22 protein-coding genes are annotated in these 24,866 nt (G+C 55.0%); 9 read left to right on the forward strand and 13 right to left on the reverse strand.

All coding sequences use genetic code 11. The features are described 5' to 3' along the window. Positions 1-159 precede the first annotated feature (159 nt). Positions 160-1,002 carry a zinc-ribbon domain-containing protein gene (locus tag ABWV33_RS08235; RefSeq protein ID WP_353329984.1) on the forward strand — a complete coding sequence of 281 codons (843 nt, stop codon included), beginning with the start codon at positions 160-162 and terminating at the stop codon, positions 1,000-1,002. Between the two features lie 28 nt (positions 1,003-1,030). Here ABWV33_RS08235 and ABWV33_RS08240 read toward each other — a convergent pair whose 3' ends face one another. From ABWV33_RS08240 to argH, 7 genes are all read right to left on the reverse strand, one after another. Then, a complete protein-coding gene (locus ABWV33_RS08240; RefSeq protein WP_353329986.1) occupies positions 1,031-3,562 on the reverse strand; it encodes a TIGR02302 family protein in 2,532 nt (843 codons plus the stop codon). Between the two features lie 36 nt (positions 3,563-3,598). Further along, complete coding sequence (gene lysA / locus ABWV33_RS08245; RefSeq protein ID WP_353329988.1) at positions 3,599-4,864, reverse strand: diaminopimelate decarboxylase; 1,266 nt, start codon at positions 4,862-4,864, stop codon at positions 3,599-3,601. A 111-nt stretch (positions 4,865-4,975) separates the two neighbouring features. After that, positions 4,976-5,959 (reverse strand): SphA family protein, encoded by a 984-nt coding sequence (locus ABWV33_RS08250; RefSeq protein WP_353329990.1) that lies wholly within the window; start codon positions 5,957-5,959, stop codon positions 4,976-4,978. 27 nt (positions 5,960-5,986) lie between these two features. After that, on the reverse strand, positions 5,987-7,771 hold the full coding sequence (locus tag ABWV33_RS08255) for a DUF3604 domain-containing protein (protein WP_353329991.1): 1,785 nt from the start codon (positions 7,769-7,771) through the stop codon (positions 5,987-5,989). Positions 7,772-7,776: 5 nt separating this feature from the next. Further along, a complete protein-coding gene (locus tag ABWV33_RS08260; protein WP_353329993.1) occupies positions 7,777-9,549 on the reverse strand; it encodes a DUF3604 domain-containing protein in 1,773 nt (590 codons plus the stop codon). A 1,005-nt stretch (positions 9,550-10,554) separates the two neighbouring features. Next, positions 10,555-10,734, reverse strand: a complete 180-nt coding sequence (locus ABWV33_RS08265) for a hypothetical protein (RefSeq protein WP_113825452.1) — start codon at positions 10,732-10,734, stop codon at positions 10,555-10,557. Then, positions 10,731-12,122: an argininosuccinate lyase gene (gene argH / locus ABWV33_RS08270; protein WP_353329995.1), complete on the reverse strand. Its 1,392-nt coding sequence runs from the start codon at positions 12,120-12,122 to the stop codon at positions 10,731-10,733. Before argH ends, ABWV33_RS08265 begins: the two co-directional genes overlap by 4 nt. Before the next feature lie 24 nt (positions 12,123-12,146). On the opposite strand from argH, the gene ABWV33_RS08275 reads away from it, so the two are divergent. From ABWV33_RS08275 to ABWV33_RS08285, 3 genes are all read left to right on the forward strand, one after another. Beyond that, positions 12,147-12,716, forward strand: a complete 570-nt coding sequence (locus tag ABWV33_RS08275; RefSeq protein ID WP_353329997.1) for a TlpA disulfide reductase family protein — start codon at positions 12,147-12,149, stop codon at positions 12,714-12,716. A gap of 650 nt (positions 12,717-13,366) precedes the next feature. Beyond that, positions 13,367-13,756: a hypothetical protein gene (locus ABWV33_RS08280; RefSeq protein WP_113825456.1), complete on the forward strand. Its 390-nt coding sequence runs from the start codon at positions 13,367-13,369 to the stop codon at positions 13,754-13,756. Further along, positions 13,753-14,682: a sterol desaturase family protein gene (locus tag ABWV33_RS08285; protein ID WP_121998330.1), complete on the forward strand. Its 930-nt coding sequence runs from the start codon at positions 13,753-13,755 to the stop codon at positions 14,680-14,682. Before ABWV33_RS08280 ends, ABWV33_RS08285 begins: the two co-directional genes overlap by 4 nt. On the opposite strand, the gene ABWV33_RS08290 is transcribed toward ABWV33_RS08285, so the two are convergent. Then, positions 14,683-15,258 carry a DNA-3-methyladenine glycosylase I gene (locus ABWV33_RS08290; RefSeq protein WP_353330000.1) on the reverse strand — a complete coding sequence of 192 codons (576 nt, stop codon included), beginning with the start codon at positions 15,256-15,258 and terminating at the stop codon, positions 14,683-14,685. It abuts the gene before it with no gap. A gap of 130 nt (positions 15,259-15,388) precedes the next feature. Here ABWV33_RS08290 and ABWV33_RS08295 point away from each other — a divergent pair, with 130 nt between their 5' ends. The 4 genes from ABWV33_RS08295 to gcvA all read left to right on the forward strand — a co-directional run bounded on the left by ABWV33_RS08295 (position 15,389) and on the right by gcvA (position 19,762). Then, the gene (locus ABWV33_RS08295) at positions 15,389-16,228 is read left to right on the forward strand and encodes an EAL domain-containing protein (protein ID WP_113825459.1); all 840 of its coding nucleotides are present in this window, start codon (positions 15,389-15,391) and stop codon (positions 16,226-16,228) included. A gap of 186 nt (positions 16,229-16,414) precedes the next feature. Next, positions 16,415-17,590 (forward strand): acetyl-CoA C-acetyltransferase, encoded by a 1,176-nt coding sequence (locus ABWV33_RS08300; RefSeq protein ID WP_113825460.1) that lies wholly within the window; start codon positions 16,415-16,417, stop codon positions 17,588-17,590. A 190-nt stretch (positions 17,591-17,780) separates the two neighbouring features. Beyond that, the gene (phbB, locus tag ABWV33_RS08305; protein WP_113825461.1) at positions 17,781-18,503 is read left to right on the forward strand and encodes an acetoacetyl-CoA reductase; all 723 of its coding nucleotides are present in this window, start codon (positions 17,781-17,783) and stop codon (positions 18,501-18,503) included. 311 nt (positions 18,504-18,814) lie between these two features. Beyond that, positions 18,815-19,762 (forward strand): transcriptional regulator GcvA, encoded by a 948-nt coding sequence (gene gcvA, locus ABWV33_RS08310; RefSeq protein WP_353330301.1) that lies wholly within the window; start codon positions 18,815-18,817, stop codon positions 19,760-19,762. 249 nt (positions 19,763-20,011) lie between these two features. Here the strand turns inward: gcvA and ABWV33_RS08315 are convergent, their stop codons facing one another. The 3 genes from ABWV33_RS08315 to ABWV33_RS08325 all read right to left on the reverse strand — a co-directional run bounded on the left by ABWV33_RS08315 (position 20,012) and on the right by ABWV33_RS08325 (position 21,274). Beyond that, the gene (locus ABWV33_RS08315) at positions 20,012-20,176 is read right to left on the reverse strand and encodes a YdcH family protein (RefSeq protein ID WP_113825463.1); all 165 of its coding nucleotides are present in this window, start codon (positions 20,174-20,176) and stop codon (positions 20,012-20,014) included. 112 nt (positions 20,177-20,288) lie between these two features. Continuing rightward, the gene (locus ABWV33_RS08320; protein ID WP_353330003.1) at positions 20,289-21,062 is read right to left on the reverse strand and encodes a tRNA1(Val) (adenine(37)-N6)-methyltransferase; all 774 of its coding nucleotides are present in this window, start codon (positions 21,060-21,062) and stop codon (positions 20,289-20,291) included. After that, positions 21,059-21,274 carry a putative signal transducing protein gene (locus ABWV33_RS08325; protein ID WP_113825549.1) on the reverse strand — a complete coding sequence of 72 codons (216 nt, stop codon included), beginning with the start codon at positions 21,272-21,274 and terminating at the stop codon, positions 21,059-21,061. Before ABWV33_RS08325 ends, ABWV33_RS08320 begins: the two co-directional genes overlap by 4 nt. A 56-nt stretch (positions 21,275-21,330) precedes the next feature. Here ABWV33_RS08325 and ABWV33_RS08330 point away from each other — a divergent pair, with 56 nt between their 5' ends. Further along, positions 21,331-22,329 (forward strand): polyprenyl synthetase family protein, encoded by a 999-nt coding sequence (locus tag ABWV33_RS08330; protein ID WP_353330005.1) that lies wholly within the window; start codon positions 21,331-21,333, stop codon positions 22,327-22,329. On the opposite strand, the gene ABWV33_RS08335 is transcribed toward ABWV33_RS08330, so the two are convergent. Together ABWV33_RS08335 and ABWV33_RS08340 are read right to left on the reverse strand one after the other, a co-directional pair. After that, positions 22,305-23,153, reverse strand: coding sequence for a 4-(cytidine 5'-diphospho)-2-C-methyl-D-erythritol kinase (locus tag ABWV33_RS08335; protein WP_353330007.1), 849 nt, complete (start codon positions 23,151-23,153; stop codon positions 22,305-22,307). The genes ABWV33_RS08330 and ABWV33_RS08335 overlap by 25 nt on opposite strands. Continuing rightward, the gene (locus ABWV33_RS08340) at positions 23,143-24,858 is read right to left on the reverse strand and encodes a tetratricopeptide repeat protein (protein WP_502930902.1); all 1,716 of its coding nucleotides are present in this window, start codon (positions 24,856-24,858) and stop codon (positions 23,143-23,145) included. Before ABWV33_RS08340 ends, ABWV33_RS08335 begins: the two co-directional genes overlap by 11 nt. Between the last annotated feature and the right edge of the window lie 8 nt (positions 24,859-24,866).

Here is a 24,866-nt window from a genome sequence, read left to right on the forward strand (position 1 = left end):
GTCTTCTTGCCTCAGCATGGATATAGTTTCAATGCCTCGAGACGATCCTGATACACCACTTATCGCTGGGTCAGATAAAACTCTCTTTTCGTGTGGGGCTTAACAGCCTATGGTCATTAAAAAATAATATTCAGGCAGAACAAAACACCGGGAGGCCGAATGCGTCTGACATGTCCTAATTGCGGTGCTCAATACGAAGTGCCAATAGAAGTGATCCCGCAAGATGGCCGGGACGTTCAGTGTTCCAACTGCGGTGACACGTGGTTTCAGGAGCATCCAGATAAAGTGATCTCTGAAGAGACACACAGCACGCCGGACCCTGTTGCATCCATCCCTGATGATGACGGTCTGCGAGCCGCAGTCACTGGGCAGGACATTCCCCAAACCGAACCGGACCCTGCCCCGCAAGAGGCTTCGCCAGAACCCGCAGTTGACACAACGATAACCGAAGACCCGGAACCTGTGCGCCGTGATCTGTCCCCGGACGTGTCGGAAATTTTGCGCGAAGAGGCGTCACGCGAAGCCGATTTGCGGGCTACTGAAACCCAGAGTTTGGAAAGCCAACCCGAACTGGGATTGGACGCGCATGGCAATGAAGAACCAGAACGGCGGGCCCGCGAAGCCCAAAATCGGATGGCGCGTATTCGCGGCGAAACACCATCAACCGAAGTTGCCACACAAGATGCCGGATCACGCCGTGGATTGTTGCCCGACATCGAAGAGATCAATTCCACCCTGCGCAACTCGACAGATAAAGCCGCCGATCAGGGAGCCAATTTACCACAACCGGGGCCCGCAAAACCCCGCAAATCCGGAGGGTTCCTGCGCGGATTCTCGGTGATTGTGATTATTGGGGTGATCTTGGCTGGTTTGTATATCAACGCCCCGACTATCGCCCAAAGCGTTCCGCAAGCCGACCCGATGCTCAGCGCTTATGTCGCGTTGGTCGATCAGGCCCGGCTGTGGCTGGATGCTCAGGCTGCAGGCTTTGTGGGGCAGTAAACCCCTTTCAAAGCTCTGCCACCATGTTTCAGAACCGATCGAGCAGGCGCTTTAAGTAGTCCAGCTCGATCTCTGGACGCTCACCCTCACCAGAGCGGCGGCGGATTTCATCAAGCAATTCCCGCGCGCGGCGGTAAACATCCTGCCCCTGCAACAGATTTTCGTCTGTTCCGATCGACCCCTGTGATCCGGGCTGACGGCCCAACGGATCACGGTTCTGCGCCTGTGCGTCACCCTCTTGCGTGCCTTGGCCCGGTTGGTTTTGCTGTTCTTGGGCCATAGCCTCGCCAAGGGAACGCATTCCTTCACGCAAGGCCTCCATTGCCGAAGATTGCTGATCCAAGGCCTCTGCCATGTCGTTTTCCCTGAGCGCCTGTTCTGCCCCCTCCATCGCGCGCCCAGCCCGATCTAGCGACTCACGGGTGGCATCCCCCTCGGGTGTGCCTGCACCTGGCATGTTCTCTTGCTGGCGGCGGAGTTCTTCGCGCAAAGCTTGCTGCCGGTCTGCCAGCGACCCCGCACCTTGCTGACCGTCTTCCCCGTCGCCTGCACCGGTGCCACCTTGGCCACTATGACTTTGCCCACGGCCTTGCCCACCATCACGCCCTTGGTTTTCTTGGCTCTCTCCCGCCTGTGCGCCGGGATTGAATTGCTCCTGCAAGTCCCGGAACGCCTGATCCGAAAGACCTTGTTGATTGCGCAGCGTATCTGCCAACCCTTCCATCGCGCGCTGACCTTCGGACTGCCCCTGTTGGCCTTGAGTTACGCGCATGTTTTCCATCATTTGCTGGAGCTCATCCAGCGCCTGCTGAGCCTCGGCCATACGGCCCTGCTCCATCAGCTCTTGAATTTTGTCCATCATCTTTTGCAGATCATCCTGTGTCATCTGCATCGACTCGCCACTTTGCCCCTGAGGCTGATCACCCCCCTCTTGTTGGGCTTGGCGGGACAGTTGGCGTAAATAATCCTCGGTTGCTTCGCGGAGATCTTGCATCAGCTCCGCGATTTCTTCGTCCGTCGCGCCGTTCTTCATCGCCTCACTCAAGCGTTCCTGCGCCCGGCGCAACCGTTCCAGGGCGTCGCCCAGATTTCCGTCTTCGAGCAGGATCGCCAGATCCCATAGAGCGGCTGCAATTTCGGTCTGCCACTCCGGCGTCAAACCTGCCTGAGTGTACACTTCGAGACGCCGCAAAATGATCCGGTAGCGCAGGTATCCAGTTGACGAACGGAACAGATCCTCAGGCCGGTGAGAGATGGCGCGCATAAACTGGGCCACGCGCGCTGCATTGGCTCGGGCCCACAACAGGTCGCGACGCTGCTCGACAATCGCCGCCGCCAAGGGGTCAAAGAAACCGCGGGCAAGTAACGCCGTTCCAAACGGGGCTGCCTCCCCGGTTTGGCCGGCGGCATCGTTTGCGGTCAGCGTAATCCTGACCGGCAAGTGCGCCCAGGGATGTTGTGAAAAATCCTCAATCAGGGTTTCGACAAAATCGCTTCGGTCACCCGTAATCGGAATGGGCAAATCCAGAACAAGAGCGGCACGTGAATCAGGGGCTACGCTCAGACCATGACGGCGGTCGACCGCAAGGAGATCCAGTTCAACCGTCACCTGCCCACCAGAAATACCATAGTCATCCTGCGCCGTGAAAGGCAGCGCCATACGCCCTTCAGCCCGCGTTTCTGCAAGACCGCTGACTGAGATCTGCGGGGGCATATCTTGTAGGATTTGCACCAGCCACGACTGGCCATTGGGCCCTGCGATGGACAGTGATCCGGCTTTGGTGACTACAAGAGACTGCTCTGGCGCACTCGGGTCCGGGATCACTTGCCCTGAGATCGTTTCATTCAGTGTCAAGGCGCCCACTTCGCCATAAAACCGCAAGGAAATGCGGCTGTTTACGGGCAAGGTCAGCGTCTCGAGGGCCTGGTCATTCAAATACAGCGTCGGCAAGCCGGTATAACGTGGTGGCTCGATCCACCCTTCCCATGTTGGCCCCCCCGCCCCTGCACCCACGCCTGGTGCCAGACCTGCGACGGTTTCGACGCGTGAAATCGAACCAAACACCACAGCCACGACAAAAGCCAAAAGAGCCATATAGCGCACGGCATATGGATCTCGCGTGGACAGCTTCAGGTCAGGTTCAACTGGGCTCGCTTCGGCCACCCGCTGTGCCATCCGCGCCTGATGCGCCTGCCAAAGCGCCACCGATGCGGCATCCTGAGCACCCACAGTTTGCGTATCGATCAACGCCTGAATGGGGCGTCCCGGCAATGATGCATCCAAACGGATCAGAACATCAGTACGCGTGGGAAAGCGCATGTTGCGCGCGCCAAAGGCAAGTGTTGCCAGCCCGGCCAGAGCACTGAGACCGGCAAGGCCCCAAACAAATTCAACAGCTATGAGATCCTGCAGACCTAACATCAGGGCCGCAAGCACGAGCATCACAACGGAAAAAAATAGCCAAAAGCTGCGCAATACCCGTTCAGCGACAATGCCCGCGCCGGTCAGCCAAAAGGACAGGCGCGGAATTTGCGAAGGCACGGGTGGTTTGGCGGTCAAAGCGTCACTCCGGGTTGGTCAGACGCGGGGATCGCGTCAGAGCCACTCAGGTATGGTATCGCGGTTTATCATTTCGTCAAAGGTGGGACGTGGGCGAATAACCGCAAATTGATCCCCATTGACCAGAACTTCGGGGATCAGGGGGCGCGTGTTGTATTCGCTGGACATGACCGCACCGTAGGCTCCCGCACTGCGAAAGGCGATCAAATCACCCGACGCCAGCGGTGGCATGTTGCGTTGCTTGGCAAAGGTATCGCCAGACTCGCAAACGGGACCGACGATATCATAGGCTTGCATCTCGGTACCCGGAGCCGGCTCGTTTACCGCCACGATGTCATGATGTGCTTCATACATCGCGGGGCGGATCAGGTCATTCATCGCCGCATCTACGATTAAGAAATCACGACCTTCGCCCGATTTCACATAAATCACGTCCGATACCAGAATGCCGGCGTTCCCAGCGATCAGGCGACCGGGTTCGATTTCAATTTCGCAGCCCAGATGACCAAGGGTTTTTTTGATCAGCGCACCATATTCCACCGGCAATGGTGGCGCCTCGTTCGAGCGGGTGTAAGGAATACCCAAGCCGCCGCCCAGATCGAGACGGCGGATATTGTGGCCCTCATTGCGCAGCTGTTCAGTCAGTTCCGCAACCTTTTGATAGGCAAGCTCGAACGGCTCCAGCTCGGTCAATTGTGACCCGATATGTACGTCGATGCCAATGACATCTAGCCCCGGCAACGCAGCGGCGCGGGCGTAAACCTCGGATGCGCGGGCAATCGGGATGCCAAATTTGTTTTCGGATTTCCCAGTTGCGATTTTAGCATGTGTTTTTGCATCCACATCCGGGTTCACCCGCACGGTGATCGGTGCAACTACGCCCAATTCTAGAGCGACAGCGTTGATCACTTCCATCTCGGGTTCGGATTCGACATTGAACTGGCGAATACCCCCGGACAGCGCGGTGCGGATTTCGCGTGCGGTTTTGCCGACACCTGAGAATACGATTTTCTCGCCAGGCACACCGGCCGCCTTGGCGCGCAGATATTCCCCTTCGGACACTACATCCATCCCAGCCCCGACCTGCGCCAATGTGCGTAAGATGGCCTGATTGCTGGCCGCTTTCATCGCGTAGCAGACAAGGTGATCCATACCTTCGAGCGCATCATCAAACAGCTTGAAGTGCCTTTGAAGCGTTGCAGTTGAATATGCATAAAACGGAGTACCCACCGCCGCGGCGATCTCGGAGATGGGGACATCCTCGGCGTACAGCGCGCCGTCGCGATACAGAAAGTGATCCATAAGACCGCGATTAGACCAAAACGGGGTTTGTGATCAATTACAAACGTGAGCTGTGGCTGTTTCTCAGAGACTTGGGTGGTGATGGGCCCCTTCAAAAAATTAGCCAACCCCTTAGAAGGTGAATGCTGCGTTGAACCAGAGAGTATCACTTTCAAACCGACGTTTTGCGCCAAACTCGGTAAAGTACTTAACCTTGAATGTTACGTCTTTGCCAAACATCGTGGCCCCGGAATAGTTGATGACTGGCCCGGCTCCGAACACTTGGGCCCGGAGGCTGTCAGCACCAAGAAACGCACGAGTCGCGTCAGCACCCGAACCTGAATCATCGCCAATTTGCGCATAAGCATAACCTGCCAGTCCCAATGCCCATCCAGACTTGGTGTGTTGCACAACCGCTGCCTCAAGGTTCAAAGCAGGAGCATTCTGATAATCCGTGGCTGAGTTGCGTGTGCTGAACAACAGGCTCGCGGCTCCTGAGAACTCTAAACCTCGGGATGGATCGAAATACGTGGCGGCAAACACGGGTTGAAATGACCAGATATTCTTGCCGGTGTTGAGCGCATTAATAGTTCGGTTTGGCACATCAATCGAGGCGGTATTGTAGCTGCCCGTGGGTGCAAAAACGGAAAAGGCCGCGCTGTAGTGCAAGTTGCCGCGGTGCCAGCCAACCAAGGACGTGAGAGTAATATCTCCAATGCCTGATGTTGTGTCCTCAACTGGAATACCGACGAGGGGGGGTGTTTGCCCTATAAAGGAAAGCTTGGCATCCAAGACGAAGGGCACGTTTATATTGAGCGCCGGAGTGCCGCCCCATAATTGGGTGTCTAAAACTTGTGTCACACTCAGCTTGGCAAAAGACACTTTGAGATCGGATTCCGCCTTGATCGGTAAGCCTGCCAGCGAGAGCCCCTCGACCACTCCTTCGGAATGCACAAGATCAATGCCAACATACGTACCGGGCCCCGGCACAATGCCCGCAAACCCCTCTCGTGACCCCAACAAATATGCACCTGCCCCCCCTTCGACAGCGAGCGAAGGCGAGCCAAATGTTGCAAAAGACAATGCTGCTAATGTGATCCTAATCTTTGTGAACACAGGGCGGCCCCTTCAAAATTGGTCTATTTATGACTTGGGCGACACCCAAATGGGTGAACCCCACGCACGTTCTTGGATAACTGGTGCGACCTCGTTCAAAAGAGGCAAGTTGTTGCGAACGGCATCATAAGTTGTCCAACGAGGTGTCGGAATTTCAATTGCCCGTGCATAATAGAATGCACCATTTTCAGGTTCAAATTCCGCGTCAGTCCAACGACCAAAAAGAGACGTGGCACCAATTTCGTTGGTGTAGAGAGCCGTTTCCAGATCGACAGTGTTTCCAATCGGTGGCAGCTTTCCGTCTTCTCCAGGAGAACGATCACCCGACCATGTCACGTCGATAATCTTTTCATGGACTTCGCCGGCCGCGTCCACCCACCCTTTGATGATCTGGATTCGATCCAGGTTGGCACCCAAAGCGTCTTTTTCTGCATAGACAGTAAATGTCGGAGCTTTGTCCGAATGCGGCAGAACACCTCCCATGGGAACGCCATTGGTGTACCCCTCTTCAACCATCTCGCGGGGGTCTGTCGCGCCTAACCCAACGCCCCCAAACATTCGCACTTTGATGCGCGGCCCCGACGTGGCAAAGGTCTCACGCCGTTTCATTGCGTCCCAGATAGACGCGCGCGTGTTTTCTTCGGCCCAAACGCCGGCCAAAGATCCGATCGAAAGATCAACACCATCAATCCAGCCGCCTACACCGCCTGTGCGGCGACGATCGACGCTGCCGTCTTCAGGGCCGTGACCACCGGTAAAATCATTCTCGGCCACATCACTGGTCAGGCCATTGTGGTTGTCGGTACCTCCGATAAAGCCATACATGAAGGGGTTCACACCCAATTCTTGTTCTTTCGCGAGGCCAATTTTCAGGCCCTCCCGCACAAAATCACGTTTGTGGAAATAGCGGTTTGAGTTTTTCTGAATGGAATTGGCATTTTCAAAGTCTGCAAATTCATCCGCCTGCCAGAACGCTTCGTGGACTTCCGAATTACCTTTGATTTGCATCATCTCGATCAAGGGCTCCCACATCTGGCGGCGCTCTGCCCAACTGGTGGTCAGCTCTTTGCCAAAACTGTCAGTGTCCGGAAACATCAACTGTTTCGAAGCATTCGAGTTATGTGGAATGGCCAACAAGGTCGATCCTGCATCCGCTGTCTTCTGAAGCCAGTCCCACAAGTCTTCGACTTTGTTGCTGTCATAGCTCGAGTATGGCAGCTCGGGCGCCACATCATCCCGGAAAATCACGTTGCGGTGCATGTTACCGCCACCAGGTGCGGCGGACCATTCAAAGGCCACGAAGGCGGTAAAGGTGCCGGGGTCATTATGCTCTTCGGCAGCATCTTTGATGATCTGCCAACCTGATTTCGTAGTATCCGGACCTTGATAGAATGGGGGATGGGACGGATTATCACCGCGGTTGTTGGACACCACATATTTGTAGAACCACTGTTGTTTGTCCTCCAGAGTCTCCAAGGTACGCAATTGCTCTAAATCATCCTGCAAATGCCCGGGGGCGTCCGGGAAAATGGTCGAATACATTTCTCCCAAATATTCCACATGGTCGCTGACCGCAGCAAAATCCAAAGGGCGGCTCAGTTGCTTGTGACGCCCATCGACGATGACCGACGCCCCCTTGGCAAATCGCAGGCTGTCTGACGGCATAAGGCGCGCACCGCCAATAAATGCATCCAGCGACAGCGCGGTGTGCACATGGGTCTCGCCGAAATAGGCATTCCGAGGGATTTTATCCTCGGCAACAGCAGTCGTGGCCAGCGCAACAACTGCGATAGAAATAATAAGACTTTTCATATGACTTATCCTTTTGGGCTGTACCAAATGGGGGATGTGTAAGCACGTTCCTGAGTAATGAGTTTAACTTCTACAGGCATGTCGACGTCAAATTTGACTGCGTCATAGGCTGTCCACCTTGGGGTTGGGATTTCAATGACACGAGCATAGTAAAAGGCATGTTGTGAGGGGTCGAAATCTGGATCGACCCACACCGTAGCCAAATCTGCCTTACCGATATCGTTGGTCCAACTTGGAATGTTTAGATCAACAGTATTGCCGACAGGCGGGAGCTTGCCATCTGCGCCGGGCAAACGATCCCCGGACCAAACCACGTCATAGACTTTTTCTTGTGTACTGCCGTCTGACAGTGTCCAACCTTTGATGATCTGAATCCTATCCAGATTTGCCCCGATGGGATCGCGCAGCGCATAAACCAAAAAAGCGGGGGCGGTATCAGTGGCTTTCAGATCTCCGCCCATCGGCACACCATTCGCATAGCCAATCCGCGCAAGATCACGGTTCTTGAGGTCCCCAGCCGTGTAATCCCCGCCAAAGAAACGAACCGTAATCCGGGGGCCGGTTGTGGCATAAACTTCCCGTCGTTCCAAAGCGTCAAACACACCTGCACGCGTATTTTCAGTTGCCCAGACCGCCGTAGGTCCCGGAGTGGCATATTGCCAACCCTTATAGTCGATCCCAAGATCATCATTCCCTTTGGCAACTGAGGTGGCGCGCGTCGCAGAGGGCTCCATCCAAGTGAACGCGCCAAAAAAGTTATCATCATCCTGCGTCGTCAGGCCCGTGTGGATGTCTGATCCGCCGACAAAGCCCAACTTGAATGGGTTCGTTCCTTTGCCTTGTTCAAAGGCCAATCCTTTTTGCAACACAGAACGTACATACTCAAAGGGCAGCATCTCGGGGGTTTTGGCCTCGGATACATCCAGATTTGCCCAATCCCAACTTTCGTAGTCTGCAAATTCATCTGTTGGTGACAAAAGGGGATGGGTTTCGCTGTCGCCTTTGGTCTGGCCTATCTCAACCAGCTTTTCCCACTGCGCGCGAGTTTTCAGATACTCGGGATCAAACTCGGCGCCATCGCGAAATGTATCATTCGGTGCGAACATGATGCCATTGGACAGATTCGGATTGTGCGGAATAGCCAACACATCGCCGCCCGTTTTATCCTCATAGGTTTGCATCCATTTCCACAGGTCGCGGGGATCTGGGCTGCCCTTAGGGGGCGCCATCAAAAACGGTGACACCTGCAATGCACGCTTAGGACCATCGCGGAAGATGACGTTTCTGTGTAGGTTGTTCCCTGCGACCAGCGACGTCCATTCATAAGCGATCATCGCGGTAAACACGTGGGGTTCATTAAATTCCTCAGCGGCCTGCACCAAATCCTTCCAGGTGTTGTCATACCCTGCCGAGCCGGGCTGATACAGCAATGCCTCGCTGAGGGTCCCCTGGCTGAACTGGGCAATCAGGTCGATACTGGCCTGTTTAGCTGCATCCCCACCTTTGGCAAATTCGTCGTGAAACATTTTACCTTGTTCATCGGCCATAATGTTGGGCGCACCCCGCATGATGTCGGTGATTACACCCATGCCATCTGTGTGCTCCGTCAACATATAAAAATCGAATGGACGGGGCAGCTTTACAGGCTGACCGGTGTTCGAATTGACTTGGCCGCCACGTGCAAAACGATACATATCGCGCGGCATCAAAGTTGTACCGCCGCCGCCTGCATCCGCCGATAAGGCAGAATGTACATGCGTGTCACCAAACAGGGCCATTGTAGGGAAGTCACGGTCTGCATTGGGTGAATATGGGCGCTCAGAGGAAACCGATGGAAGGCTATCCGTACCAATCGTGTCTTGGGCTATGGCTTGCCCCGCTAGTGCGCAAATAGCTACAGGTATTAATAGGTTTGATCTTAACATATCTGTGCCTTTCAAACTGGCTCGGCAAAATCGGTTCTAATGTTGGGGCAACAACGGCTTGGTTGTTGTTCCAAGTGTGATTTCAGGGGCGTCTCCCTGATCGTAGAAATAATTCTGTGTACTGATGACCCACTATACCCACTTGCCATCAATTCGCATCATTTTAGATAGGAGCGCCTTAAGGGCGCGACACAACAGCTCCGACACCGAAAAAATCAAAAGGAATGGTCGCACCGAACTTAACTGAATTTCCGGCACCCCCACACTTCCCGAAATCGAAACTGTTAAAGAAATTTTGCGGCTGAATCGACATCTGGGAAACGGTCGGATCAATGGCCGCCACTTCCACAGACTGGCCCTCATTCACGGCCATTAAAGAAGCTGCAAACATGCAAGCTGGAACGGGTTGGGATTATCCCGAGGATATAGTGACAAGATACATGGCTCGTCCCGAATCCTGAATCCAAATTTGATAGTGTCACTTTTCTCGCCAAAACATTGTATCGGATTAGCCATTACTCGAAGCTGGATCACACCTCTATGCCCGAGAACGAACCGCAGCTTGCACATTTCTATAGACCAGATATTTGGTTTTTAGATTTCGAGTTTGTTACCGGGAGCCCTCGTATTGTGGCGATTGGCGCAGCTGAAGACTTGCAACTCGTACGCGTGCGGGAGGAGAGCTTCGAAAGCTCAAATCCAGACGCGTTGCACTAGATTGCAGTGCCGGCAGCCTAACAGGCGTCCCCGGCACGCAGCTACCCGGTTGACATGACATGCCAATCGACCGGAATTTTCTTAGGCTCCGCACCTATCTGCGAGCTTGTTGAAATGGGGTCCAAGCAGACCTTTGGACGCTTAGAACCCAAGGTACAGGTTAAACGGTCCCCGGTGCAGGCCAACAGCGCCACCAACATTGGTTCCGTTGCCAGACACGCCCACATTTGCATTCAAGGAGGGCTGCACCGGTTCGCCATCCGCGCCACAGGCCGCTAAGGCGGTAAAAGCCAACAAAGCTAGGGCGCGGATCGGGGTCATGACAGGGTCGCTTTCCAACGTTCAACTTGGGCACGGACCTGTTTCGGGGCGGTGCCACCATATGACATGCGTGAGTTTACCGAATTATCAACCCCAAGGACACCAAAGACATCATCGGTAATGTCACCATGCACCGACTGCATGTCGGCAAGTGTCAGATCAGGAAGATCGCAGTCCTTGGATTCGGCCATAGCAACCAGAGATCCGGTGATGTGGTGGGCATCACGAAACGGCAGGCCCAGCACGCGCACCAACCAGTCGGCCAGATCGGTCGCGGTCGAGAACCCAGAACCGGCAGCAGCGGCAAGGCTGTCGCGATTGGCGGTCATGTCTTTGACCATGCCCTCCATCGCGGCGAGTGCCAGCATCCAGTTGTCGGCTGCGTCAAAAACCTGTTCTTTGTCTTCCTGCATGTCCTTGGAATAGGCGAGTGGCAGCCCCTTCATCACCATCATCAAGGCGGTGTTGGCGCCGTAAATCCGGCCCACTTTGGCGCGGATCAGCTCTGCTGCGTCAGGGTTTTTCTTTTGCGGCATAATCGACGAGCCGGTCGAGAACCGGTCAGACAGGGTCACAAAACGGAACTGAGCAGAGGACCAGATCACCAGCTCTTCAGCGAAACGAGACAGGTGCACGGCGCAGATCGAAGCGGTCGACAGGAATTCCAACGCGAAATCCCGATCCGACACGGCGTCCAGTGAGTTGGCGGCGGGGCGATCAAAGCCCAGCGCCTCGGCAGTCATGTGGCGGTCGATGGGGAACGAAGTGCCTGCCAGAGCCGCAGCGCCCAAAGGCGATTCGTTCATGCGCGCGCGGGCATCCCGGACGCGGGACAGATCGCGGCCAAACATTTCGACATAGGCCATCATGTGGTGGCCCCATGTCACGGGTTGCGCTGTTTGCAGGTGGGTAAAGCCTGGCATAACCCAAGCGGCGCCCGCTTCGGCCTGCGACAAAAGCGCGTTGATCAGCGCAATCAGGCCTGCCTCGGCGGCATCAAATTGAACACGCACCCAGAGTTTGAAATCAGTCGCAACCTGATCATTTCGCGACCGGCCTGTGTGCAAACGGCCCGCAGGCTCGCCAATCACCTCTTTCAGGCGTGCTTCGACGTTCATGTGAATGTCTTCGAGGGCGGTCGAGAACTGAAAAGTTCCGCTGTCGATCTCTGACAAGACTGTGAGGAGGCCTTCACGAATGGCTTCAGCATCGTTATCGCTGATAACGCCTGTAGCGGCCAACATTGCCGCATGGGCCCTAGAGCCTGCGATGTCTTGTGCAGCCATCCGCTTGTCGAACCCGATCGAAGCATTAATTGCCTCCATGATCGCGTCCGGTCCGGCGGCAAAGCGGCCGCCCCACATCTGGTTCGAGGTCTTGTCGGTCATCGGATAAACCCTTTTGGAGGGGACATGAAGAAACTGTTGCTCGCGCTCGTCTATACTGCCCTTGTGTCAGGCGCAAATGTCTCAGGCGCCTTAGCGGCTGATCTGGACAAAACCACGCTAGAAGCCCTGCGTGAGGGCGACATGAAAAAGCTGGTGTTCCACAGCGATCCCAAACCGGTGTCGGCAAACGCGTTCCAACTGGCAGATGGGGCCGGAACAGGGACACTGGCAGATTATCAGGGCCAGTATGTGCTGCTCAATTTCTGGGCAACTTGGTGCGCCCCCTGCCGTAAAGAAATGCCACAACTGTCAGAATTACAGGCCGAGCTGGGCAGCGATCAGTTTCAGGTCGTCACGCTGGCGACTGGGCGCAACTCTCCGTCCGGGATCAAAAAGTTCTTTGCTGAAAATGGCATCGACAATCTACCCCGACATCAGGATCCCAAACAGGCAGTGGCGCGTGAAATGGCCGTTCTGGGATTGCCCATCACTGTTTTGCTGAACCCCGAAGGGCAAGAGATCGCACGCTTGCGTGGGGATGCCGAGTGGAATTCGGATAGCGCCAAAGCGATCATTCAGGAGCTTTTAAAATAAACAAAACTGCAAAACTGTTTCTGAAAAGGATCTGGGCCTAAACTTGGTCGCACTGGCATCCACAGCTGTGTGGATGTCCATTTTGTGTATGCCCATTTTTCGGTGATCTAATGAATCGTATTGCATTCATAGCTCTTCCGCTGCTGTTGGGCCTGGCTGCGACAACGGCATTGGCCGGGTTCAAGGCCGTTAAGAAAGAAAAATAGTTCCGCCATACCATCGTCGGCCGCAAGCTAACCAGCAACAAAGGCAATTGGACCGTCATCAATTCGGACGGTACCCAAACCGGGAAGTTTGGCAAAATTTCCTATAGCGGGACTTGGAAATGGAGCGGCAAATATTGGTGCCGCAATGGCGTTATTGGGGGCAAAGAGCTGGGCACCAATTGTCAGCTGGTTGAGATCAACGGCAACAAAACCCTGTTCACCCGAGACACGAGCAAAGGCAAGGATGCCGGGACCTACACCATCAACTAATGCGCAGGTCTATCCATTGCTTTACTCCCGTTGGAAAGGCGCTGGAAACGGGTCAGGACTCTCTTCCTCGCTGAGCGCGATAAACGGCACGGCAAGTCAAAGGTGACGCTGACGTCACGCCACCTTTGACAAAACTGTCTGGCCCGGCTCAAATCCCGGACCACGGAGGAGACCATGCCACTTGAAATCTTACTGATCCTTGTCGTAGGCGGCATCAGCGTCACAGCCTTGCTGTTGCATTTGTCAGGGCGTTCCAACCGTAGAGTGATGCAAACGGAAGAGGATGTAACCGCTGAGTGGTTGCGTCAGTTTCCAGACGATTTTGTTCAAGGTGTCATAGTTAGTTTGGACGGGCATTCGGCCTTGGTTCAGACGGAAACCGGTCTGGGTTTATTGTGGTCACATGGCGCGGATACTGTTGGGCGGCATTTGTTGGATTATGACTTAGTAGACCGACCCGAAGGGTTTCAAATCTATTTCCACGATTTTGCTGCGCCTCAAGCCCTGCTGCATCTCAGCCCCGAAGAATGCAAGACCTGGAAAAACTTGATGGAGCGGTCATGACTGATAGCTTGTATTTCCCCGATCCAACCCAGTTGGCAGTACCGTTTTTCATTGTTGCCATTCTGGGTGAGTTCTTGTGGATCGCCATTAAGGGGCGTGGCGGTCGCTATGAGACACGAGACGCGGTAACTTCGCTGGTGATGGGTGCTGGCAGCGTCGCCTCGGGGATTTTATTGGGGTTTCTGGCTTATGGGTTCTTCCTGTTTCTTTGGCGGATCACCCCATTGGATCTGGGTACGTCAGTTTGGGTAATACTCCTGTGCTTTGTGTTAGATGATCTGCGGTACTATTGGGTGCACCGGTTTGGTCACCGCGTGCGCTGGGTTTGGGCCAGCCACGTCAATCACCATTCTAGTCAGCACTATAATCTGACAACGGCCCTAAGGCAGACTTGGACCGGGACCTTCACGTTAATGATGATCGTGCGTGCGCCGTTGATCCTGTTGGGGTTTCATCCCGCAATCGTGTTGTTCGTCGGTGGGTTAAACCTAATTTACCAGTTCTGGATTCACACAGAGGCGATCAACAAGATGCCCCGTTGGTTCGAAGCTGTCATGAACACCCCCAGCCATCACCGTGCCCACCATGGTCGCAATGCGCGGTATCTGGACTGTAACTATGCCGGGGTGTTCATCATCTGGGACAAAATGTTCGGAACCTTTGTGCCAGAACAAGACAATGACAAGGTCGACTATGGGCTGGTTCACAACATCGGCACGTTCAACCCCCTGCGCGTGGCCTTTCACGAGTGGATTGGATTGTGGAAAGACGTTGTTCAACCGGGGCTTACGATCCGGCAGCGCCTTGCCTATGCGTTTGCCCCGCCGGGTTATAGCCACGACGGCAGCCGGGACACCTCTGAAACGATCAAAGCGAAACATTTGGCCCGGACCCCATCGGACGCAGGCACACCTGGCTTTCGCTAACTATAGGGCGCGCGTCAACTTGGCCACGTCCGCGTGACGGGGGCAGGTCACCAGATGATTGTTGAGCAGCCCCATCGCCTCCATGAAAGCGTAGACGATCGTAGGACCGCAAAATTTGAAACCCGCCTTTTTCAGATCTTTGGCGATCTGTTCAGACAGGGCGCTAGAGGTAGGAACATCGGCCTGTGCCTTGAACCTGTTCTGGATCGGCGCACCCCCGACGTAGTCCCACAAAAACCTGTCAAACCCACCGGCTTCTTCGATCCGCTGCCAGGCTTTTGCATTGGTGATTGTTGCCTCGATTTTGCCCCGGTGACGGATGATGCCGGGGTTTTCCAATAGGGTAGACACCTCAGCTTCGCCCCAATGTGCAATGATGTTGGGATCAAATCCCCGAAAGGCCGTGCGAAAATTATCTCGCTTTTTCAGGATTGTGATCCAACTCAAGCCTGCCTGAAACCCATCCAGCACCAGCTTTTCCCAAAGGACACGGCTGTCATACTTGGGCACACCCCATTCAGTATCATGATATTGCAGATAAATTTCTTCTGTGCCTGCCCAGCTACATCGCTGCATCTTAAGTCCCCACACTTTGAGCGGCCAGTGTCTTTCAAATACCCTTAAAATACGAGGTTTAATCGACGCTTTACGATTTTGGCAAACTCTGGGCAGGTCGATAAACTCGCGCTGAACCAAAGGGATTGAGATGTTGCAAAAGCGTAAGATGATGTCAGATGTTCAGGTGGGCGCGGAAAATCCGTTGAATGTGGCAGTCTCAGGTCGCGACCGCAGCACTCTGCAAATGGCAACCGAAGCGGTCAAACACAAACAATGCCGATTGGCCTATCAACCCGTGATGCAGGCGACACCGCCGCACAACACCGCCTTTTATGAGGGGTTCATTCGCGTTTTGGATGAAACCGGTCGGGTGATACCGGCCCGAGACTTCATTCAGGTGGTGGAAAACACCGAAGTCGGCCGTCAAATGGATGCGATCGCCCTAGAAATTGGGCTGCGCACGATGGTGCGTAATCCAACGCTCAGGCTATCCATCAATATGTCAGCACGTTCTATAGGGTATCAACGGTGGATGCGGGTGCTGGATCGCTTTCTGAAACAAGATGAAACCTTGGGCGAACGATTAATCCTCGAAATATCGGAAACGTCGGCCATGACCGTTCCTGAATTGGTAATCGATTTCATGGACCGTTTGCAGGATCGCGGAATCGCGTTTGCTCTGGATGACTTTGGGGCGGGGTCAATCAGCTTTCGCCACTTCCGAGACTTCTTTTTCGACGCCGCCAAGATTGATGGTCAATTCATCCGCGGCATCGACACAAACCGCGAGAACCAATCGCTAGTGCGGGCTCTTGTCGCTGTTGCGAAAGAGTTCGACATGCTCGTGACCGCCGAATCGGTTGAAACCGTGCCCGAAGCTGAATTTCTGGTCTCAATTGGCATCGATTGCTTGCAAGGGTATCTGTTTGGCGCACCATCAGTAACCCCCCCTTGGAAGCAAAAAGACACCGCGCAAGCGATCGCTTAAGTACGAATATTGCGCAAAAATCCCCGTTTGCGTCACATGAGACAAGCTGTCTGTTGCTGCAAGTGCAGCATTACGTTATGTCATCGCTTGCAAGAGCCGGGAAACACCGGACGCGGTTTGGGGTCGACTCTCCCGCCTTGAACCGCCAAGTTTCCCCAGAAATATGACGGCAAAGGATTGGATCATATGACCAACGTAGTAATTGCTTCCGCCGCGCGGACTGGTGTCGGCAGCTTTGGCGGTTCGTTCGCCAACACACCTGCACATGATTTGGGTACGGCGGTTCTTGAGGCCGTTGTTGAACGCGCCGGAATCGAAAAAGGCGAAGTCAGCGAGACCATTTTGGGTCAGGTTCTGACCGCAGCACAGGGCCAAAACCCAGCGCGCCAGGCACACATCAACGCTGGCCTACCACAGGAAAGCGCCGCCTGGAGCATCAACCAAGTGTGTGGTTCTGGTTTGCGCGCCGTTGCATTGGGCGCACAGCACATCGCCTTGGGTGACGCGGATATCGTTGCAGCCGGTGGTCAGGAAAACATGACGCTGAGCCCCCACGCCGCAAACCTGCGCGCTGGCCATAAAATGGGCGACATGAAATACATCGACACAATGATCCGCGACGGTCTCTGGGATGCATTCAACGGCTACCATATGGGTCAGACCGCTGAAAACGTCGCTGAAAAGTGGCAGATCAGCCGCGAGATGCAGGACGAGTTCGCTGTTGCGTCACAAAACAAAGCCGAAGCCGCACAGCTGGCTGGCAAGTTCGCAGACGAAATCGTGCCGTTCATCATCAAAACCCGCAAGGGCGATATCGTGATGGATAAAGACGAATACATCCGTCACGGTGCAACCATGGCTGCCATGCAAAAGCTGCGTCCCGCCTTTACCAAAGACGGCTCGGTCACTGCTGCAAACGCATCTGGCCTGAACGATGGCGCCGCAGCCACCCTGTTGATGTCTGCAGACAATGCCGAAAAGCGCGGCATCGAGCCATTGGGACGCATCGCGTCTTACGCCACAGCCGGTCTGGACCCATCCATCATGGGCGTTGGCCCGATCTATGCATCGCGCAAAGCTCTGGAAAAAGCCGGTTGGAAAGCCGAAGATCTGGATTTGGTCGAAGCAAACGAAGCCTTTGCTGCTCAGGCCTGCGCCGTGAACAAAGACATGGGCTGGGATCCCGCAATCGTAAACGTGAACGGCGGCGCAATCGCCATCGGCCACCCCATTGGCGCCTCGGGCTGCCGGGTTCTGAATACCCTGTTGTTCGAAATGAAACGCCGGGACGCTAAGAAGGGTCTCGCAACCCTCTGCATCGGTGGCGGCATGGGCGTAGCCCTTTGCGTGGAGCGGGACTAAGCCCCTCGCCAATTGGACATACAAAGGGCGCCAGTGAGCGCCCTTTTATTTTTCAAAAACAAAACCTTAAGATATATGCGACAATAATTCCGTTCTGCCATGGATATTTCACCACGAAAGAATATTGCGTATCTCTGTCGGAATAGGTAACAGCATTACCAAGCCAAATATCAATTGGAGGATTCCTCACATGGCACGTACAGCACTCGTCACCGGCGGTTCCCGCGGCATCGGCGCCGCAATTTCCAAGGCCCTAAAGGCCGAAGGATACAACGTTGCAGCCACATACGCAGGCAATGACGAAGCCGCCGCCAGCTTCACCGCAGAAACCGGCATCGCCACCTACAAATGGAACGTTGCGAACTACGAAGAATCCGCTGCAGGAATCGCAAAAGTCGAAGCAGAAATCGGCCCGATCGACGTTGTTGTGGCAAACGCCGGCATCACCCGTGACGCCCCTTTCCACAAAATGACACCCGAGCAGTGGCATCAGGTCATCGACACCAACCTGACTGGTGTTTTCAATACCGTACACCCGATCTGGCCCGGCATGCGCGAGCGTAAGTTCGGCCGTATCATCGTGATCAGCTCGATCAATGGTCAGAAAGGTCAGTTCGCTCAGGTGAACTATGCTGCGACCAAAGCCGGTGATCTTGGTATCGTGAAATCGTTGGCACAAGAAGGCGCGCGCGCCGGCATCACTGCCAATGCAATCTGCCCCGGCTACATCGGCACCGATATGGTTATGGCCGTACCAGAAAAAGTGCGTGATTCGATCATCGCTCAGATCCCAACTGGCCGTTTGGGTGAGCCCGAAGAAATCGCACGCTGCGTTGCCTTCCTCGCATCAGACGACTCAGGCTTCATTAACGGTTCGACCATCTCGGCGAACGGTGCTCAGTTCTTCGTCTAATCAACTGACGCAGACGCAAAGAGTTGGGGCCGATCCTTTTGCAGGATCGGCCCCTTTTCGTATCCCGTAAGAACGCGCGCGCTGCGATCAGCGGGAACCGAATAGCCAATGCCATGCTGTTTTGACAAACACGGCGCGTTCCTGATGGGCCCGTTTGAATGCACGCTGTGCGGCAGGATTAGTAGTTGCTTCAATCATCTCACGCTCCTTCATCAGATTACTTATTTTTGCCTTAAGCTCAATATGGCCGTACGTATGCAAAGCTACAAACGAGACTTTTCATGGCCTCAATAAAGTATTACTTAACTGAAATGTCTCTTCGCCTCCCTCCGCTGACCGCTTTACGCGCCTTTGACTCCGCAGCGCGGCACATGTCGTTTGCAAAAGCTGCTGCTGAGTTAAATGTCACCCCTGCCGCCCTATCGTTTCAGATCAAATCTCTAGAAGAACATTTGGGCGCGCCATTGTTTCATCGGTTGAACCGAGCCGTTGAACTGACAGAGGCCGGGCGCGTGTTAGCACCCGGAGCCGCCGAAGGGTTTCAAACGCTGGCTGCAGCGTGGCAATCTGCACGCCGATTACAGGACAATACGACCCTCAACGTGACGGCTGGCCCGGCCTTTACGGCCAAATGGCTCGCACCACGCCTTTACGAATTCGCGCGCAGTTTTCCTGAGATTGATCTACGGTTCTCGGCCACCTTGCGCTTGATGGATTTTGCTAGGGACGAAGTCGATGTTGCCGTCCGGTTTGGGTATGGGCCTGATGAGGGGCTGTATGCCCTCCCTCTGCGCCGGGAATGGATCACGCCGGTCATGAGCCCCGAAATGGCGACCCGGTATCCAACACCAGACAGCTTGCGAGATGCCCCTCTGATCTTTGATCATTCGGTCGATTTTCTGGACCCACCCTGCGATTGGACCACCTGGTTTCGTGCTGCGGGTCTTGATTTCACCCCTACGCATGGCTCTCACTTTAGTCAGGCGGACCATGCAGTTGATGCAGCAGGTGCGGGTGCAGGAGTCGCATTGGGGCGACGCGCGATGGTTGTCAAAGACCTACACGAAGGCAAGTTAGTTGCCCCTTACCCCCTTGCGCTGGAAACCAAGGCGCATTTCCGCTTCATTTGCACGCTCGGCACCGAAAACCGCCCACAAATCAAAGCTTTTCGAGATTGGATTCTATCCGAAATCACAAAAACGGATTACGTGACGGATTCGCTGACGATCATCCCTGTCGAAGATATTCCGCCGCTTTGAACCCCTTCCGCACCGGCGATACCAGATGGCGAGGGTTGGGCCCTCGGGATTTGCGCAATGACTTTTTTGGGGGACTGTTACAGCCAGCGAGGTATCTCAGATCTCTGGCACGTCATCCTATGCGACCAAACTTAAATCTATTGTCACATTGGGGTTGGCCGGGATCGCCACCCTACCCTAAGGTTTGGCGATCACGACCTTTGTGAGTACCGGCAAAGCATCAATTGCTGCGCGGGCTATACTGCCTACTTAAACGGACAGTCGCTCAATCTCTTCCTTTAGTTTGAGCTTTTGCTTCTTCAGATTCACCAAATGCAGGTCATCAATACTCGGGGAACGCTGCGCTTGTTCCACTTCGCTACTGAGGTTCTCGTGCTTTCTTTTCAGTTCTGTCAGGTGTGAGCTCAGGCTCATGGCAGTCCTCCTCTGAATTAGATGCTCGACAAGTTGAGCATAATCAAAAGCGACTGTCACGCCGCAGGCGCACGAATTTTGTCACGAAATCGACATATGCGCTGAACCTTGCTTACTCCGATTCAGGCCAAGGTATAGCGGCCCCATCGCGTAAAACCGCCCGAATCTCAGCACGATAGCTTTCGCCGTCTTTCTCATGCCGTGCCCCTTCGTGTAAAATCAGTGGGGCGTGCAGACGAAATGCCGCTTTCCCCCCTTTGCGCGCACGAAGAATCACCAGATCCGAAGCACGACCCAAACGCGCGGACAGGGGCAGCACTTCGACGGACCCCAAATGCCCCTCGCAGGCCATCAGAATATCGGGCAAGCGGTCCGTTCTTTGGATCATGTGCAGATACCCCTTGGGGGCAAGCCGACGCGCGGCCACCTCAACCCAAAGGGCAAGCGGTGTTTCCTCACCCAAAGCCGTGCGTCGCCCCGCATCAACTGCACCGCTGTGCGCACCAGCACGATAGTAGGGCGGGTTAGCAATCACATGGTCAAATTGCATCTGTCGCAGCTCTGGCGGCAGAGATGTCAGATCACAACAGGTTACCGTCAGATTAGCATCATTTTCAGCCCCGTTTCGCCGCCCCAGATCAGCGTATGCAGGCTGCAGCTCAACCCCCTGCAAATGCAGGCCGGAAACGCGACCATGCAGGGTCAAGATCGCCGCCCCTGCCCCGCAACCAAGCTCTAACACCGATTGACCTGTCTTTGCAGGAACTGCAGCGGCCAACAGCACGGGATCCACACCCGCCCGGTATCCATGGCGCGGTTGCCACAATTGAATACGCCCACCCAGGAACCCATTCCGGGTCAGCTCATCAGGTTGGAATCGGGTCACTTGCCCAACGGGATTTCGTTATCCCGCATCACAATCAATGCGCGATCATAATCATCTACACGCACCATCATGCGGCGCGGAAACAATCCGATGCCACCTTCGAGGATGCTCATATTTACGTCCATCTGAAAGCAGTCTATATCCTCGCCCTCAAGAAGGGCGGATGCAAAGGCCATGACGGTCGGATCGGTGCTGCGCAAAAGTTCCTTCATAAAGACGGATGTAAGGGCAAGGGGAGGCAAATGTCGACCCTTGTATCAGGAGTGTGATGGACAGCAGCACGATCTCAAAACCGCATGAGCGTTTGGCAGCCACCCTTGATGGGGAAATGACCGCTGTAAATGAGCTGATCCGGACACGGATGGCCTCGGAACACGCGCCGCGTATCCCCGAAGTGACCGCCCATTTGGTAGAAGCAGGCGGGAAGCGTCTGCGCCCCATGCTGACCTTGGCCGCCGCGCGCTTGTGTGGATATCAGGGCGAACACCATGTGCGGCTCGCCGCGACGGTGGAGTTCATTCACACCGCAACACTGCTTCACGATGATGTTGTGGACGAAAGCGGTCAACGCCGGGGGCGCCCAACGGCGAACCTGTTATGGGACAATAAATCCTCGGTATTGGTTGGCGATTATCTGTTTTCCCGCAGTTTTCAATTGATGGTGGAAACCGGCAGTCTGCGCGTGTTGGATATTCTGGCCAATGCCTCGGCGACAATTGCCGAAGGGGAAGTTCTACAAATGACCGCGGCGCAAGATCTTCGCACAGACGAAGCTGTCTATCTGCAGATTGTACGCGGTAAGACCGCAGCTCTGTTTTCGGCTGCGATGCAAGTGGGCGGTGTCATTGCAAAGGCACCAGAATCACAAGTACAGGCCCTGTTTGACTATGGTGACGCCTTGGGAATCGCCTTTCAGATTGCTGATGACCTGTTGGATTATCAGGGAGATGTAAAAGAAACCGGCAAGAACGTCGGCGATGACTTCCGTGAACGCAAGCTAACCCTGCCTGTGATCAAAGCGGTCGCGCAAGCCACAGCCGAAGAACGCACCTTCTGGGAGCGCACCATCGAAAAGGGACGTCAGGAAGACGGCGATCTAGAGCACGCATTGGAGTTGATGAACAAGTACGGCACGTTCGATGCAACACGCGCCGATGCCAATGCCTGGGCAGCCAAAGCGAAATCGTCTTTGGAGTCCCTGCCCGACGGAGAAATCCGCACGATGCTTAGCGAACTTGCCGATTATGTGGTTTCGCGACTGAACTGATTACCGGTCAAAGCTTTACATGCGACGGCCCACCATTCTGGATGGGCCGTTTTTATGTGTGCCACTGCGTTTTGCTGTGCTTGGGCATTTTCCATAATTGCAAAACAAGTCGCACCCGACCCTGACATGCGAGCCAATTGGCATCCCGGCTGCGCGCGCAGCATATCCAGAACATCTGCGATAACAGGTTCTGCCGACACGGCAGGTGCCTCCAAGTCATTGCGTTGCCTTGCCACCCATGACACCCAATCTGTTGGATTCATGGGCCAATTCATCGCTGGATTTTCTTTGCAACTTAAGGCTTTGAATACCGTTGGCGTTGGAACCTCGACCCGAGGATTGACCATCACAAGGTGCATATCTGGCGGAGGCCCAAGCGTGCTCAACTGCTCGCCGATACCCTCCATCCTGACCAACCCACGCTTTAGGCAAAGCGGGACATCTGCCCCCAGAGACAGCACCGCGTCCGGCGTGGGCAATGGCACGCCATAGAGCTGGCACAACCCCGACAGAGTCGCAGCCGCATCCGAAGACCCCCCACCGATCCCCGCAGCAGCAGGTAAGTTTTTTTGCAGATGGATGTGTGCAGCCACGCCCAAAAGTTGCGCCGCTTTCACAACCAAATTACGCGCATCTGTTGGTACCCCGGCTGCGCACGGGCCAGATACCTCAAGCCGCGTTTCGGCAACTTTGGTCATGGTAATGCGATCTCCGGCATCAGCAAAAACCACCAAGGAATCCAACAGGTGATACCCATCGGATCGTTGGCCGGTCACATGCAAAGTCAGATTGATTTTGGCGGGTGCAAAGACCTCAACCGTCATTGGCAACCTTTAAGGGCTCGGCACCTTCGTCAGCCAAAACAGTGTCCAAACCCACGTCAAGCTTGCGCCGAATGCGTTCTGGATCTGCCTCCCCATCGGTGTCTTCAGGCTTCACAAACGACAGAGCGCGGCTCCATTGGAACTCAGCCTCACGGATACGTCCGACAGCCCAGTATACATCACCCAGATGGTCATTTACCACCGGATCAACGGGCATCAGTTCCACCGCTTTTTCCATATGCGCAACGGCCTCTGAATACCGCCCGAGCCGGAACAATACCCAGCCAAGGCTATCAACAATGTACCCGCTATCAGGACGCGCAGCGACTGCCCGCTCAATCATCTCAAGCGCTTCGTCCAGATTGATCTGCTTTTCAACCATCGAATAGCCCAGATAGTTCAAGACCTGTGGTTGTTCAGGGTTCAGTTCTAAAGCCTGTCGGAGGTCCGCTTCGCTTTTGTCCCAATTTTTCAACCGCTCATGGCTGATTCCACGCGCATAGTGCAGGAACCACTGCGCCGGGGCGCCCTCTTCCGTGAGGTTCAGCGCCTTATCATAAGCATTCACCGCGCCTTGATATTCCTCTTGCTGCCGCAACAGATCCCCAAGTGCAGAATGCACCGAAGCCATCAAAGGATATTCAAGCGACAATTGTTGCAACACTTCGACGGCGGCGTCAGGTTTGGCCGCGCGACGCAGAGCTTCAGCGCGTCCCAATTCAGCGGCGTGATGGTCCAGACTATCCCGTGGCACTTGGCGATAGCTGGCGACGGCCAGTTCGTATTGCCCCAAATTGTCGAGCAACTCAGCGCTCAACAGCAAAGCATCAATGTGGTCGGGGCGCAGGAAATTCGCAGCCCGTGCATAAAGCAGCGTGTAGTCGTCTGCTGCTTCGTTGTTCAACGCCGCCCCGATCGAGAAAAACACCTCTGCCGCGCCATCTTGAACCGACCGAACCTGTGAAAACGGGAGTTTTTCACCTGCGGCCAGACGATCAGTGACCGAAATCAGGGCCGGATCTGAACGCCCTACAAATACATCTGCCATGATTTCGCGCGCGCGGTCGTTTTGATCCAACTGCGACAGGATTTCCACCCGCGCCAGCACGGCTCGACGCGAGATGGTAGTTAGTGCCCCGTCATCAGCAGCAAACAGGGCCTCCGCCCCTTCGTAGTCTCCGACAGAAGCCAACGCCAAGGCCTTGTGATACATCGCAAAGCCCCGTAGCCCGTTTTGATCGGCAACGATGTCAAACTGCGCCAAAGCTTTGGCAACGGATCCGGCCCCCATGTGTGCCCACCCGATCAACAAGCCATCGACCAGCGGCCCAACCCCACGCGTTTCAAGATCGCGCGCGAGCACCGTGTCGTATTGTTTGTCGGCAAAAAGATTTGCTACAACAATCAGATGCGCCACTTGACTACGCAATCCCTCGGATTCGATTTTTTGCGCGACCGGCAAAGCACGCAGCACCTGTCCGGACGACAGCTGTGCAACGGCCAAATCTTCCATCAATTTTGGATTTCTGGGATCCATCCCCAGAACGCGCGCGTAATAGAGCGCGGCGGCAGCAAAATCGCTGTCATAGGCAGCTTGTCGGCCCGCTAGATACGCTCCTGCACCCGATTGTGCCGACCCAGTCGTGGGCAAGGCCAAAGTAACTGCAATTGCGGCGACTGCCGCGCGTTGGACTAGGGAAAACACCAAACTGC

It is taken from the genome of Phaeobacter sp. NW0010-22 (assembly GCF_040365955.1).
Lineage (GTDB): Bacteria > Pseudomonadota > Alphaproteobacteria > Rhodobacterales > Rhodobacteraceae > OMPR01.